This is a genomic window from Klebsiella sp. 141198 (genome assembly GCF_050600785.1).
Taxonomy (GTDB): Bacteria; Pseudomonadota; Gammaproteobacteria; order Enterobacterales; family Enterobacteriaceae; genus Klebsiella; species Klebsiella aerogenes.
Genome location: NZ_JAQIRM010000007.1, coordinates 17153 through 32109, shown reverse-complemented (window position 1 = coordinate 32109; position 14957 = coordinate 17153). Strand labels below are relative to the sequence as shown.

Annotated in this window: 13 protein-coding genes and 1 riboswitch; of the genes, 9 read left to right on the top strand and 4 right to left on the bottom strand. The window is 54.3% G+C overall.

The genetic code is table 11. The annotated features are described in order from the left end of the window. Nucleotides 1–36: 36 nt before the first annotated feature. Nucleotides 37–1335, bottom strand: a complete 1299-nt coding sequence (locus PGR10_RS21475; RefSeq protein ID WP_015368769.1) for a maltoporin — start codon at nt 1333–1335, stop codon at nt 37–39. A 99-nt stretch (nt 1336–1434) separates the two neighbouring features. Next, nucleotides 1435–2544 carry a maltose/maltodextrin ABC transporter ATP-binding protein MalK gene (malK, locus tag PGR10_RS21470; protein WP_015368770.1) on the bottom strand — a complete coding sequence of 370 codons (1110 nt, stop codon included), beginning with the start codon at nt 2542–2544 and terminating at the stop codon, nt 1435–1437. A 370-nt stretch (nt 2545–2914) separates the two neighbouring features. Here malK and malE point away from each other — a divergent pair, with 370 nt between their 5' ends. From malE to malG, 3 genes are all read left to right on the top strand, one after another. After that, nucleotides 2915–4105, top strand: coding sequence for a maltose/maltodextrin ABC transporter substrate-binding protein MalE (malE, locus tag PGR10_RS21465; protein ID WP_087858845.1), 1191 nt, complete (start codon nt 2915–2917; stop codon nt 4103–4105). Between the two features lie 129 nt (nt 4106–4234). Beyond that, nucleotides 4235–5779 (top strand): maltose ABC transporter permease MalF, encoded by a 1545-nt coding sequence (gene malF, locus PGR10_RS21460; protein WP_015368773.1) that lies wholly within the window; start codon nt 4235–4237, stop codon nt 5777–5779. Between the two features lie 14 nt (nt 5780–5793). Beyond that, nucleotides 5794–6684 carry a maltose ABC transporter permease MalG gene (gene malG, locus PGR10_RS21455; RefSeq protein WP_015368774.1) on the top strand — a complete coding sequence of 297 codons (891 nt, stop codon included), beginning with the start codon at nt 5794–5796 and terminating at the stop codon, nt 6682–6684. A gap of 193 nt (nt 6685–6877) precedes the next feature. Here the strand turns inward: malG and psiE are convergent, their stop codons facing one another. Beyond that, nucleotides 6878–7288, bottom strand: coding sequence for a phosphate-starvation-inducible protein PsiE (gene psiE, locus PGR10_RS21450; protein WP_015368775.1), 411 nt, complete (start codon nt 7286–7288; stop codon nt 6878–6880). A 364-nt stretch (nt 7289–7652) separates the two neighbouring features. Between psiE and PGR10_RS21445 the strand changes: the two genes are divergently transcribed. The 5 genes from PGR10_RS21445 to PGR10_RS21425 all read left to right on the top strand — a co-directional run bounded on the left by PGR10_RS21445 (nt 7653) and on the right by PGR10_RS21425 (nt 11056). Next, nucleotides 7653–8930, top strand: coding sequence for a serine dehydratase subunit alpha family protein (locus PGR10_RS21445; protein WP_430924080.1), 1278 nt, complete (start codon nt 7653–7655; stop codon nt 8928–8930). 83 nt (nt 8931–9013) lie between these two features. Continuing rightward, on the top strand, nt 9014–9754 hold the full coding sequence (locus PGR10_RS21440; protein WP_015368777.1) for an AzlC family ABC transporter permease: 741 nt from the start codon (nt 9014–9016) through the stop codon (nt 9752–9754). Then, complete coding sequence (locus PGR10_RS21435; protein ID WP_430924079.1) at nt 9747–10067, top strand: AzlD domain-containing protein; 321 nt, start codon at nt 9747–9749, stop codon at nt 10065–10067. Before PGR10_RS21440 ends, PGR10_RS21435 begins: the two co-directional genes overlap by 8 nt. Before the next feature lie 20 nt (nt 10068–10087). Then, nucleotides 10088–10468: a RidA family protein gene (locus tag PGR10_RS21430; protein ID WP_430924078.1), complete on the top strand. Its 381-nt coding sequence runs from the start codon at nt 10088–10090 to the stop codon at nt 10466–10468. A gap of 108 nt (nt 10469–10576) precedes the next feature. Beyond that, entirely contained in the window at nt 10577–11056 is a 480-nt protein-coding gene (locus tag PGR10_RS21425) for an acyltransferase (protein WP_087858849.1), read from the top strand. A 49-nt stretch (nt 11057–11105) separates the two neighbouring features. Here the strand turns inward: PGR10_RS21425 and pgi are convergent, their stop codons facing one another. After that, nucleotides 11106–12755: a glucose-6-phosphate isomerase gene (gene pgi / locus PGR10_RS21420; protein ID WP_411326036.1), complete on the bottom strand. Its 1650-nt coding sequence runs from the start codon at nt 12753–12755 to the stop codon at nt 11106–11108. A 340-nt stretch (nt 12756–13095) separates the two neighbouring features. Continuing rightward, nucleotides 13096–13329, top strand: a riboswitch (Lysine riboswitch). Nucleotides 13330–13512: 183 nt separating this feature from the next. Here pgi and lysC point away from each other — a divergent pair. Next, nucleotides 13513–14862 (top strand): lysine-sensitive aspartokinase 3, encoded by a 1350-nt coding sequence (gene lysC / locus PGR10_RS21415; RefSeq protein ID WP_087858850.1) that lies wholly within the window; start codon nt 13513–13515, stop codon nt 14860–14862. The last annotated feature ends 95 nt before the right edge of the window (nt 14863–14957 follow it).

The window sequence follows — 14957 nt, the reverse complement described above, 5'->3', positions numbered from 1 at the left end:
TGCCGCCCCTCTTTACTCATCATGATGCGGATTGCATTACCACCAGATTTCCATCTGGGCGCCGAAGGTCCACTCATCGTTGTCGCCGCGGCTGGAAGTGTTGATGCCGGTACCAGAGGTATCGCGCATGGCAACACCGCTATCGGTGTAACCCCACTTCTCATCCCACTTCGCGTAGGTGGCGAACAGACGAATTGCCGGACGGGACCAGATGCTGTCGCCCGCCTGCCACTGTTGCGCCAGGGTGATTTTGTACTGGTTGTTGCTGTCGCCGGTTTTCTGCGATTTGACGTTGTCGTAGCCGACTTCCAACAGGGTGCTCATGATCGGCGTCCATTTGTACATAGGACGTACGCCGACGGTCCACCATTTGGTACCGTTGTTGTTGTCCAGGTTGACGTCCTGGTACATGGCGACGTACATCATGTCCCAATCGTCCGCCAGAGAGACCGCGCCGTGGTCAAGCACACGCCACATGGAACCATCGTTATTGATGCTGCCGCCTTGCGGTACGCCTTTACCGTTGGAGGTCATGGCGTCGGTCGCGTACTGCAGAACAAATTTGTTGTAGCCTTTCAGGATGCTCTGGGTATGTTCAGCGGTGAACATCCAGCCATCTTTCGATGCATCCGGCTGCAGGTAGTAGTCATCCGGCACGTTGGTGTGACCATAGTCCACGCCCAGCTCCAGCGTACCGCCTGGGTTGGTTTCCATCTGCGCTAAACGCACGTCGAAGACGTCGTTCGGTACCAGATGATCGTAAACGCGTTCGCCAGTCAGCGGATCGCGGTCAGCATAGGTTGCCGAGCCGCCGGATTCAGAAGAACGAGTGGCGGCCAGAGAGAGTTTACCGAAGCCCAGATCGATGTTTTCGATACCGGCGCCTGGACCGGAAATATCCCAGTAGTAGAAGTCGATCATGTGAACGTCATGACGCTGATAGAAGCGCTTACCGGCCCACAGGGTTGATCCCGGCAGCCAGTCGATCAGGTTTTTACCCTGCACGTTAACTTCACGGAAGGCCGGGCTGGTAGATTCCCAGTCGTTCTGCTGCGATACCGAGTAGGCAACGTTGGTATCGAAGTAGAAGCTCTTATCGCCCTCTTTCCACACTTCCTGGCCCAGTTTCAGTTCAGCGTAAGTTTCACATTCGTTACCGAGACGGTATTTACTTTGAGCGCCGGTGGCCTGGAAGCACTGCTGTTCGCCGCCGCTGCCGGTCCAGCCAATACCGGAACGGGCGTAACCGTGGAAATCGACAGCCAGCGCCTGGGCAGACATCACGCCCGCCGCAACGGCTACCGCCAGTGGAAGTTTGCGCAGAGTAATCATCATTCTATCTCCTGAGATCATTGCTTTTCTTTGAACACTTCCCCGTCGGCCGCCGCATCGTTGGCTGCGCGCTGGGTTCGCGTCTTCTTTTAATGGGGAACCTTATACGCCCGGCTCTTTATGCAACCGACGACAAGCGGTGCCATCCTCACGGAATAAATGGCAGCGCTCCGGCGGCAAACCGATGGCGAATGTGGCTCCCTCTTCTACCAACACCACGTCATTCTGGCGGTACACCAGGTTCTGACGGATGGCGGGGATCTGGATATGAATTTGCGTTTCGTGACCAAGCTGTTCGACCACCTGCACTTCGCCCTCGAGGGTGACATCGGCGATGTCGCTCGGCAGCAGGTGTTCAGGGCGGATACCCAAAGACATATTGGCGCCGACCTGAACGTGAGCGCTGTCTACCGGCAGCCAGACCTGCTGGCGGTTCGGTAGTTCGACCTGTACCTGTTCGATGGCGGTCGCGGTGACTTTGACCGGCAGGAAGTTCATCTTCGGCGAACCGATAAAGCCCGCGACAAAGCGGTCTGCCGGATAGTGATAGAGTTCCAGCGGTTTCCCGACCTGCGCGACGCGGCCGGCATCCAGCACCACGATTTTGTCGGCCAGGGTCATGGCTTCCACCTGATCGTGGGTGACGTAAATCATCGTGCGGCCAAGGCGCTTATGCAGACGGGAGATTTCGATACGCATCTGCACGCGCAGTGCGGCATCAAGGTTGGACAGGGGTTCATCAAGCAGGAAAACCCGCGGCTCGGCGACCAGGGTACGGCCAATGGCCACGCGCTGACGCTGGCCGCCGGAGAGCGCTTTCGGCTTACGCTCCAGCAGGTGCGCCAGCTGTAACACTTCGGCGACCTGAGTCACGCGCTGGTTAATCACCTCTTTTTTCGCCCCGGCCAGCTTCAGGCCAAAAGACATGTTTTCGGCAACGGAAAGGTGGGGATAGAGCGCATAAGACTGGAATACCATGCCGATACCGCGCTCGGCGGGCGGCACATCGTTCATTCGGGTATCGCCAATAAACAGATCGCCGCTGGTGACCGTTTCCAGTCCGGCAATCATACGCAGCAGGGTGGATTTGCCGCAGCCCGACGGTCCTACAAACACGACGAACTCCCCATCCTGGATCTCGAGATTGATATCTTTAGATACCACCACGTCGCCCCAGGCTTTCGTTACATTTCGTAGCTGTACGCTCGCCATGCCCTTCTCCCTTCGTTACAACCTGTCACTTAAAGACACATTCAAGATGGGCTGACTATGCGGCATTCATTACGTTGGCAAATCCTCCACCCCCCGGGTTTTTGATGGGGGAGGAGACGGGAGGATGAGAAATTGCCTCTCGCCGCCGGAAGTTCCCGGCAAAGGGTCATTTCGTGATCGAAGCGACAAAAACGGTGGCTTTTTTATGTGCTCCAGGGCCCATTACCGGCATTTCTGCAATGCGGATCACATAAACAGCGGGCGGGGCGTAGACATAGGGAGGATGGAAAGAGGTTGTTAAAAAAGGAAACTCATCAGCGTTAAACCACTCAAGTGTATCCACGAGCACATCACCAAATAGGACGGGTATATGAAAATCAAAACTGGCGCTCGCATCCTCGCGCTGTCTGCATTGACGACGATGATGTTTTCCGCCTCTGCCCTCGCAAAAATTGAAGAAGGTAAGCTGGTTATCTGGATTAACGGCGATAAAGGCTATAACGGCCTCGCTGAAGTGGGTAAAAAGTTCGAAAAAGATACCGGCATTAAAGTTTCCGTAGAACATCCGGATAAGCTGGAAGAGAAGTTTCCGCAGGTTGCGGCGACCGGCGACGGCCCGGATATCATCTTCTGGGCGCATGACCGTTTTGGCGGCTACGCGCAGTCCGGTCTGCTGGCGGAAATCACCCCGGATAAAGCGTTCCAGGACAAACTCTATCCGTTCACCTGGGATGCCGTACGCTACAACGGCAAACTGATCGCTTACCCGGTGGCAGTGGAAGCCCTGTCGCTGATTTATAACAAAGACCTGGTCCCGAACCCGCCGAAAACCTGGGAAGAGATCCCTGCGCTGGATAAAGAGCTGAAGGCGAAAGGTAAGAGCGCGCTGATGTTCAACCTGCAAGAACCGTACTTCACCTGGCCGCTGATTGCCGCCGATGGCGGATACGCGTTTAAGTTTGAAAACGGCAAATACGACGTGAAAAACGTCGGCGTCGATAGCGCCGGGGCAAAAGCCGGTCTGACCTTCCTGGTCGACCTCATCAAGAATAAACACATGAATGCCGACACCGACTACTCCATCGCGGAAGCGGCGTTCAACAAAGGCGAAACCGCGATGACCATCAACGGTCCGTGGGCGTGGTCGAACATAGACAAAGGTAAGGTTAACTACGGCGTTACTCTGCTGCCGACCTTCAAAGGCAAACCGTCTAAACCATTCGTTGGCGTACTGAGCGCCGGGATTAACGCCGCCAGCCCGAATAAAGAACTGGCGAAAGAGTTTCTTGAAAACTACCTGATGACCGATCAGGGCCTGGAATCGGTGAACAACGATAAACCGCTGGGCGCCGTGGCGCTGAAATCCTTCCAGGAGAAGCTGGAAAAAGACCCGCGTATCGCCGCCACCATGGCTAACGCGCAGAAAGGCGAAATCATGCCGAACATTCCGCAGATGTCTGCATTCTGGTATGCCGTCCGTACCGCGGTTATCAACGCCGCAAGCGGCCGTCAGACCGTCGATGCCGCACTGAAGGATGCACAGGGCCGTATCACCAAGTAATACCGTCGCACACGTGCCGGATGGCGGCATAAATGCCTTATCCGGCCTACGCACCCAGTAGGTCTGATAAGCGCAGCGCCATCAGGCACTTTTGTCGACAGATATTTAACGTTGTAGAGGATGATCCCCATGGATGCCGTTAAAAAGAAACACTGGTGGCAAAGCCCGCAACTCACATGGTCTGTGATTGGTTTGCTGTGCCTGCTGGTGGGTTACCTTGTTGTTTTAATGTACGCCCAGGGGGAGTACCTGTTCGCCATCATGACGCTGATTTTAAGCTCAGTTGGCCTGTATATCTTTTCCAATCGCAAGGCCTATGCCTGGCGTTACGTTTATCCGGGTCTCGCCGGGATGGGGCTGTTTGTTCTGTTCCCGCTGATCTGCACCATTGCCATCGCCTTCACCAACTACAGCAGCACCAACCAGCTCACCTTTGAACGCGCCCAACAGGTACTGATGGATCGTTCTTTCCAGGCCGGCAAAGCCTATAACTTCTCACTCTACCCGGCAGGCGATGAGTGGCAGCTGGCGCTGACGGACGGTGAAAGCGGTAAAAATTATCTCTCTGAGGCCTTTAAATTTGGCGGCGAGCAGAAGCTGGCGTTAAAAGAAGCCGATGCCCTGCCGCAAGGCGAACGCGCGAATTTACGCGTAATCACCCAGAACCGCGCCGCGCTGAACCAACTGACCGCCGTGCTGCCGGATGAAAGCAAAGTGATTATGAGTTCACTGCGCCAGTTCTCCGGTACCCAACCGCTGTACGCGCTGGCCAACGACGGCACGCTCACTAACAACCAAAGCGGCGTAAAATATCGCCCTAACGCCGACATCGGCTTTTATCAATCCATCAATGCCGATGGCAGCTGGGGCAATGAGAAGCTGAGCCCGGGTTATACCGTTACCATCGGCTGGGATAACTTCACCCGCGTTTTCCAGGATGAAGGGATCCAGAAACCGTTCTTCGCCATTTTCGTCTGGACCGTGGTGTTCTCGGTGCTGACGGTGATTTTGACCGTCGCCGTGGGAATGGTGCTGGCCTGCCTGGTGCAGTGGGAAGCGTTGAAGGGCAAAGCGATTTACCGCGTGTTGTTGATTCTGCCGTATGCAGTGCCGTCATTTATCTCAATACTGATTTTCAAAGGGCTGTTTAACCAGAGCTTTGGTGAAATCAACATGATGCTGAGCGCGCTGTTCGGCATTAAACCAGCCTGGTTTAGCGACCCAACCACCGCACGCACGATGATCATCATCGTCAACACCTGGCTGGGCTACCCGTACATGATGATTCTGTGCATGGGGCTGCTGAAGGCGATTCCGGACGATCTGTACGAGGCGTCGGCGATGGATGGCGCGGGCCCGTTCCAGAACTTCTTTAAAATTACGCTACCGCTGCTGATCAAACCGCTCACGCCGCTGATGATTGCCAGCTTCGCCTTTAACTTTAACAACTTCGTGCTGATTCAACTGTTAACCAACGGTGGCCCGGACCGTCTCGGCACCACCACGCCAGCCGGTTATACCGACCTGCTGGTGAGCTACACCTATCGTATCGCCTTTGAAGGCGGCGGCGGTCAGGACTTCGGCCTGGCGGCGGCTATCGCCACGCTTATCTTCCTGCTGGTTGGGGCGTTAGCGATTGTGAATCTGAAAGCCACGCGCATGAAGTTTGATTAAGGGAGATAACGACAATGGCTATGGTCCAACCCAAATCGCAGAAGCTACGTTTATTTACCACGCATCTCCTGCTACTGATTTTTATCGCCGCGATTATGTTTCCGCTGCTGATGGTTATCGCTATCTCGCTGCGCGAAGGCAACTTCGCGACCGGCAGTCTGATCCCGGATACCATCTCATGGGAGCACTGGCGTCTGGCATTAGGCTTCAGCGTCGAACACGCCGATGGCCGGGTAACGCCGCCGCCGTTCCCGGTCCTGCTGTGGCTGTGGAACTCAATTAAGGTGGCCGGGATTACTGCGATCGGCATCGTCGCCCTCTCCACCACCTGCGCTTACGCTTTCGCCCGTATGCGCTTCCCGGGTAAAGCGACGCTGCTCAAAGGGATGCTGATTTTCCAGATGTTCCCGGCGGTGCTGTCGCTGGTGGCGCTGTATGCGTTGTTCGACCGCCTCGGTCAATATCTGCCTTTCGTCGGCCTCAACACTCACGGCGGGGTGATCTTCGCCTATATGGGCGGTATCGCGCTGCACGTCTGGACAATTAAGGGCTACTTCGAAACTATCGATGGCTCACTGGAAGAAGCGGCCGCGTTGGATGGCGCCACTCCATGGCAGGCTTTCCGCCTGGTGCTGCTGCCGCTGTCGGTACCGATTCTGGCGGTCGTGTTTATTCTGTCGTTCATCGCCGCGATTACCGAAGTGCCGGTGGCCTCGTTGCTGCTACGCGATGTAAACAGCTATACCCTGGCTGTCGGGATGCAGCAGTATCTCAATCCGCAGAACTACCTGTGGGGTGACTTCGCCGCCGCGGCAGTACTGTCGGCGATTCCGATTACCGTCGTCTTCCTGCTGGCTCAGCGCTGGTTGGTTAACGGCCTGACGGCGGGCGGGGTGAAAGGTTAAGTTTCATCATGTTAGTCCCTTGTTTTATCGCCCCAAATTTCAGAGAGGGTGGGATGTGGTACGCGACCCCAACCGGGTACGGCAGCCCACCTCTCCCTGAAAAAGTAGGGCAAATGCCACTGCAATCCTCTACTGGACCCTACATAAATTTCATTTGTGATTGTCGGTCAAGCGGCCCTGGAGGCCGCTTTTTTTATTCCCGTTTCAGACGGTTGGAATTACACAACCACAGGGTAATCACCAGGATAAGGATCGCCGCAGAGTAAATCAGCACCGCCATCGGCGACTCATGGTCGACGATAATAAGCCGCACAATCGCGGTAATACCGATATAGACGAAATAACGCAGCGGGAAGTGAAAACCGGACTCAAAGTATTTCACAATCAGCGCGATAAACTCGAAGTAGAGAAAATAGACCACCAGCCCTTCAACCAGCTTGTACTTACTCACCGGCTCCGGCGTAAACAGCACGTGCGCCAGATGCAGGGTCTCCTTTCCCAGGAACACCACCAGAATGATTCCCAGACACAGCAGCGCCAGGTTCAGCACGGCCTGCATGGCCTTCGCAACAAAATTAACCAGCGGACGATATACCGACGGCATAGTGACACCTCAAATGCATGAACGTTGTTGATCTGTATAGCGCAAAAGTGTGATCCAGATCTACTTCGCTTTGCGAGCAGCATCGGTCCTTCAACGCGGTAAATGCAACTAAGAGAAAATTTTACTTCCCGCAACGCTGTGAGCAAGTTAACCAAATCATCCGTTACGCTTAGGACAAAACCAAATAACCAACTGAAATTTAAAATATTTACCATTTGAAACAGTTATATCTTAAAACCTGCCACAAGATAAAATTTTTCTCTAATCCGCATTATTTATATGGCTATTAGGGTAAGATTTTTCTCATCCTTTGTCTTAGCATTATCGCAGTTGAATAAAATTTAATTTTGGACATTAAATCATTATGGACTCCGATAACGCTTCCCTGTACGTAAAATGGCTCAAACAAGAAGTTGCCCCGGCTTTAGGTTGTACTGAACCTGTCGCTATTTCCTTCGCTGCCGCCTACGCCGCACAATATTTAGAAAACCCTTGTACTAACATTAGCGGTTTTATTTCCGCCAATCTCTATAAAAACGCGATGGGCGTCACTATTCCCGGCACCACCGTTTGCGGTGTAGCGCTGGCCGCCGCAATTGGCGCATTTGGCGGCAACCCGCAAAAGGGATTAAAAACGCTGGAAGATATCACCCCGCTACACGTCGAAATGGCGCAGAAACTGATCGCCAATCATGCCGTTGATATTGCCGTCGAAGAGACCCCGGACTTTATTCATCTGGATCTAACTCTCTCAGATCACGAGAATACCTGCCGCGTCGTGGTGAAAGGAACCCACACCAACGTGGTCGAGCTTTATATTAATGGCCAGCCGCAACCACTAAGCGAAAAACAGAATGCGCGCGCCCGGCACGAAACGCTGCCCAATTTTTCGCTACAGCAGGCTTACGAATTTATTAATAGCGCCGACTTTAATGATATTCGCTTTATTCTTGAAGCCGCGCGCTTAAACTCCGCGCTGGCGGCAGAAGGCAAAACCAAAAAATATGGCCTGAACATTAACGGTACCTTTTCTGACGCCGTGAAAAACGGCCTGATGAGCAACGATCTGTTAAGCAAGGTGATCATCAACACCGTCGCCGCTTCAGATGCCCGCATGGGCGGCGCGCCGGTGGTCGCAATGTCTAACTTCGGTTCGGGCAATCAGGGCATTACGGCAACCATGCCGGTAGTGGTGGTTGCAGAGCATCTCGGCGTCGATGAAGAGACCCTGGCGCGCGCTTTGTCTCTATCTCATCTCACCGCCATCTCAATTCATTCTCGTTATACGCGCTTATCTGCGCTATGCGCGGCCTCAACCGCCGCCATGGGCGCAGCTGCCGGGATGGCCTGGCTGTTTACCCGCGATATCAACACCATTAACACCGCGATTATTAATATGGTCAGTGATATTACCGGCATGATTTGTGATGGCGCCTCTAATAGCTGTGCGATGAAAGTCTCGTCCGTGGTATCCAGCGCGTTTAAGGCGGTACTGATGGCGATGCAAAATAGCTGCGCTGGCGCCAATGATGGTATTGTCTGCGCCGATGTCGAGCAGACTATTAATAACCTGTGCCGCCTGGTGATTAAACCAATGACCCTCACCGATAAAGAAATTATTAGCATTATGGTCGCTAAATAATAATATTTAACGGGCCTGAACATTCAGGCCCTGATTAACCTACCCTACCCACATTATTATTTATAAATTAGCAGGTATAGCAGATGAATAAAAAAGTCATCTTCCGTGGCGCCAGCGCCATTATGCCGCTGTGCATCGGCGACTTTCCATTTTCATTTATTGTCGGCGCATTAAGCGTCAGCGCCGGAATGAGCGTCTGGCAGAGTACGGCGTGGTCGGCGATTGTTATTGCCGGTTCGGCGCAAATGCTGGCATTAAATATGCTTAAAACCGGCGCTACGCTCGGGGTTATTATATTCACCACATTAATAATTAACCTACGTCATGTACTGTACAGTGCCTCTATTTCCGGTACCGTCCGTGAAGCATCCTTCTTTAAAAAATGCTTTATGTCCTACGCGCTGACCGACGAAGTGTACGCCACCACCGTCAAAGAGATGGAGGGCAATAAGCAGGATAAATATCTGTTTTATGGCTCGGCGATGATCACCTTCTGGGCGATTTGGGTACTGGCCGATTTCCTCGGCGCGCTGGTCGGCGCTTCCTTCCCGAATATTGAAAAGTATGGTCTGGATTTCGCCATGGTCGCCGCCTTTATCGCCATCGTGGTGCCGCAAATAAAAAGCCAGGCCTGTACCGTCGCCGCCGTGGTGGCCGCCGTCTCCGGCGTGCTGTTGGTCATCCTGCCCTACTCCCTGGGTATTGTCGTCGCCTCAGTACTTGGCGTGCTCGCCGGGCTGTGCGTCGACCTGGCTGAAGAACGTAAACAGGCAGCGATTGCCGAATCCGACATGCCGCTCGTGGAGGCGCTGGAACATGAATAATAGCTACTTTATCGCCCTGACTTTGGGTATGGCCGCCGTGACCTTCCTGATCCGATTTTCGTTTATCGGCCTGGCCGGAAAAATCCAGATGTCCGAACGGGTGACCAAAACGCTGCGCTTCGTCCCGGTCACCGTCCTGCCGGCCATTATCACCATTCAGATCCTGAGCGTGAATTTCAGCATGGAGTTTGACTTAAAGAATCCGAAGGTGATTGCCGCCATTATCTGCACGCTCGCCAGTTTCCGTTTAGGCCTGGTATGGGTGGTAGTAAGCGGCGTCGGCTCGCTGGTGCTGTTGAATTATTTTATGTAACCGTTTGAAGGATAAACCGTATGATTATTACCACCGCTGACGCGCCTGCCGCTATCGGCCCGTACGTGCAGGGCGTCAATCTCGGCTCGATGACCATCACCTCCGGTCAGCTACCGATTAATCCGCTGGACGGCACCATGCCCAGCGATATCGCCGAACAGGCGCGGCAATCGCTGGAAAATGTGAAAGCCATCGTTGAAGCTGCCGGACTCACGGTGGGGCAGATTGTTAAAACCACGGTGTTTGTCAAAGACCTGCAGGATTTTGCCGCCATCAACGCCGCTTATGAGGCCTTCTTTACCGAGCATCAGGCCGCCTTCCCGGCGCGTTCCTGCGTGGAGGTCGCAAGGCTGCCGAAAGACGCCGGCGTCGAAATCGAAGCCATCGCCTTCGCTCGTTAATCACCCGGCTGGGGGGAAACCTCCAGCCTCCTTCCCCACCGTTTTTCGCCGTTCCTCATTGCTCATTTTGCAGGCACTATACGATGAGATCCGAACGAGGAATGCAGCATGTCGAATGAGCCAAATATTCCCCCTTTTACGCTTCGCGATACCGGCGTTCGCAACGTCATCTGCGGCGAAAACGTGGTCATATACCAGCCCGCCAACCTCTATGATTGCCAGCTCGGCGATAACGTCTTCGTCGGGCCGTTCGTCGAGATTCAGGGGCATACGCGCATCGGCGCGGACAGCAAAATCCAGTCCCACAGTTTTATCTGCGAGTACGTCACCATCGGCCAACGTTGTTTTATCGGCCACGGCGTGATGTTCGCCAACGACATGTTCCGCGATGGCAAACCGAATGCCGACCGCGACAGTTGGGGGCGCATTGAAATCGGCAATGACGTGTCTATCGGCAGCGGCGCCACCATTCTGGCGGTGAGTATCTGCGATGGCGTGGTCATCGGCGCCGGTAGCGTGGTGACAAAATCCATCACTGAGAAAGGCGTTTGGGCGGGCAACCCGGCGAGGCTGCTGCGGCGGCTATAAATAAAAATGCCGACCCGAGGGTCGGCATTCAGGCTTAATTGCGCAGCGCTTATGCGCGCCAGGCTTTATAGCGGTTAATCAGACCGTTGGTAGAGCTGTCGTGGCTGCTAATGTCCGCGCCATCTTTCAGTTCCGGCAGGATGCGGTTAGCCAGCTGTTTACCCAGCTCAACGCCCCACTGATCGAAGGTGAAGATGTTGAGGATCGCGCCCTGGGTGAAGATTTTGTGCTCATACAGCGCAATCAATGCGCCCAGGCTGAACGGGGTGATCTCACGCAGCAGGATGGAGTTGGTCGGACGGTTGCCTTCGAACACTTTGAACGGCACCACGTGCTCAAGCTGAGCCGGGTCTTTACCCTGATCGCGATATTCCTGCTCAACCACTTCGCGGGATTTACCAAAGGCCAGCGCTTCGGTCTGGGCGAAGAAGTTAGACAGCAGTTTCTGATGGTGGTCAGACAGCGGGTTATGGGTGATAGCCGGGGCGATGAAATCGCACGGTACCATTTTGGTGCCCTGGTGGATCAGCTGATAGAACGCGTGCTGGCCGTTAGTCCCCGGCTCGCCCCAGATGATTGGGCCAGTCTGGTAATCCACAACGTTGCCGTTACGGTCAACGTACTTACCGTTGGATTCCATGTTGCCCTGCTGGAAGTAAGCGGCAAAGCGGTGCATGTACTGATCGTACGGCAGAATCGCTTCGGTTTCGGCGCCGAAGAAATTGTTGTACCAGATGCCAATCAGCGCCAGCAGTACCGGCAGGTTTTTCTCAGCCGGGGTGGTGGAGAAGTGTTTGTCCATGGCGTGGGCGCCGGACAGCAGCTGGACGAAGTTATCGAAGCCAACGGACAGAATGATAGACAGGCCGATGGCGGACCACAGGGAGTAACGACCGCCAACCCAGTCCCAGAATTCAAACATGTTAGCCGTATCGATGCCGAACTCGCCAACCGCTTTACCGTTGGTGGAGAGCGCCGCGAAGTGTTTCGCCACGTGTTTCTCGTCGCCCGCGGTCGCCAGGAACCAGTCACGCGCGCTGTGGGCGTTGGTCATGGTTTCTTGAGTGGTGAAGGTTTTAGAAGCCACCAGGAACAGCGTGGTTTCCGGATTCACCGCTTTCAGCACTTCGGCGATATGAGTGCCGTCAACGTTAGAAACGAAGTGCATGTTGAGATGGTTTTTATACGGGCGCAGCGCTTCGGTCACCATGAACGGGCCGAGGTCTGAACCGCCGATACCGATGTTCACCACGTCGGTGATCGGTTTACCGGTGTAGCCTTTCCAGCTACCGGAGATAATCGCTTCTGAGAAGGCTTTCATCTTCTCCAGCACCGCGTTGACTTCCGGCATGACATCTTTGCCATCAACCACAATCGGCGTATTGCTGCGGTTGCGCAGCGCGACGTGCAGTACCGCGCGGTCTTCGGTACGGTTAATTTTTTCGCCGGAGAACATCGACTTGATAGCGCCGGCCAGATCGGTCTCTTTCGCCAGATCCTGCAGCTTAGACAGCGTCTCTTCAGTGATGCGGTTCTTGGAGAAGTCCACCAGCATCAGATCGTCAAAAGTAGCGGAGAATTTAGAGAAACGATCGCTATCTTTGGCGAAAAGCTCGCTGATAGTGACGTCTTTCATTTCATCGAAGTGTTTCTGTAATGCCTGCCATGCAGCGGTCTGCGTTGGGTTGATATTTTTCATTAGCAATACTCTTCTGATTTGAAAAATGTGACTTCGGTCGATTGTAGCCTCAGCGGCGGAAAATTGTGATGATTTTTGTGTTATGCCGTTGACGGGGGTCAGAAATAGGGTAAAGAGCTCCCATATTATAGCGATCATTAGGCTTTTTTCTGTTATCCGCCGATGCATGAAAAATCCGCATAACCCTGTCGTTGACATACCCGTCCGGAAGCCTTTATATAGCTGAACTGCCTACGGAACCGTAGGTATGTATTGCTCGCGCATTTCACGCTACAGCGAAGAGTATCGTTGGGGGGTATAATGACCAGTCTCTCCCCAGGCATAGTGAAAGACGTCAGTAATTGCCAGAAGAGGTGCGTTGCCCAGGTAACCGTATTGGAGGAACCAGTCCGGGGAAAATACGTGAGGGGGAGCAACGCCGAGGCGCACAGGCATCTGGTTAAGTCTGTCGCCGGCCACAGGGGCTGAATCCCCTGGGTTGTCACCAGAAGCGTTCGCAGTCGGGCGTTTCATACTCGCGAACCGATGCGCGTCATCGGCGAACGGGTCTACAAGGTGGAGCACTTCTGGGTGACATCGTAGTTTGTTTATCGCTCTGCGCCCACCCTACTTTTCGCTCTTCCCTTGTGCCATGGCTGAGTTAATTTGGCCTGGCTTATTAAGACATTTTGTAGCGCTCCGGTTATTTCCAGCCCGAACCAGGAGCGGTTGTTCAGGAATCGTTTTAATAAGTCAGGCCCCCTGACACGAGGTTGTTATGACAGATTTAGTTGTTGCTAAGTTCGGCGGCACCAGCGTGGCCGATTTCGACGCGATGAATCGTAGCGTCGACGTCGCGCTGCTGGATGCGAATACCCGCGTAGTGGTGTTATCCGCATCGGCTGGCGTTACCAATATCTTAGTTGCTTTAGCGGCAGGGCTGGAACCCACCGAACGTTTCGCTAAGCTCGATGAAATGCGCCAAATCCAGTTCAATATTCTGGAGCGTTTACGTTATCCCAACGTTATTCGCGAAGAGATCGAGCGTCTGCTGGAAAACATTACTACCCTGGCGGAAGCCGCCTCGCTGGCCAGCTCGGAAGCCTTGACCGATGAACTGGTGAGCCACGGCGAACTGATGTCCACCTTACTGTTCGTTGAGATCCTACGCGAGCGTGGTATTGCGGCGCAGTGGTTCGACGTACGTAAAGTGATGCGCACCAACGATCGCTTCGGCCGCGCCGAACCAGATATCGCCGCGCTGGCGGAACTGACGCAGCAACAACTCACGCCACGGCTGGAAGAAGGCCTGGTGATTACCCAGGGCTTTATCGGCAGTGAAGCCAAAGGCCGCACCACCACCCTTGGCCGCGGCGGCAGCGACTACACCGCCGCGCTGCTCGGCGAAGCCTTAAACGCCAGCCGTGTCGATATCTGGACCGATGTCCCTGGGATCTACACAACCGATCCGCGCGTCGCGCCAGCGGCGAAACGCATCGATGTGATCGCTTTCGCTGAAGCCGCGGAGATGGCCACGTTCGGGGCCAAGGTATTGCATCCGGCCACCCTGCTGCCGGCCGTACGTAGCGATATCCCGGTATTCGTCGGCTCCAGCAAAGAACCTAAAGCCGGCGGCACGATGGTCTGTCATAAAACCGAAAATCCACCGCTGTTCCGCGCGCTGGCGCTGCGTCGTCGTCAAACGCTGCTGACCCTGCACAGCCTGCATATGCTGCACTCCCGCGGCTTCCTTGCAGAAGTGTTCGGTATTCTGGCGCGGCATAATATTTCCGTCGATCTGATCACCACCTCGGAAGTGAGTATTGCGCTGACCATGGACACCACCGGTTCAACCTCCGCTGGCGACACTCTGCTCACCCAGGCGCTGCTGACCGAGCTCTCTTCGCTGTGCCGCGTCGAAGTGGAAGAAAACCTGGCGCTGGTCGCCCTGATCGGCAATGAGCTATCGAAAGCCTGCGGCGTCGGTAAAGAGGTGTTTGGCGTACTGGAACCATTCAATATCCGCATGATCTGTTACGGCGCATCCAGCCACAACCTGTGCTTCCTGGTGCCTGGCGACGACGCGGAGAAAGTGGTGCAGAAGCTGCATCATAATTTGTTTGAATAATATTCTTTTGCGCGATAAAAAATACCTATAGCCGGGCTCGAACCCGGCTTTTTTATAACAACACCAACACAACAAACACTGTCGCAAGGAATACA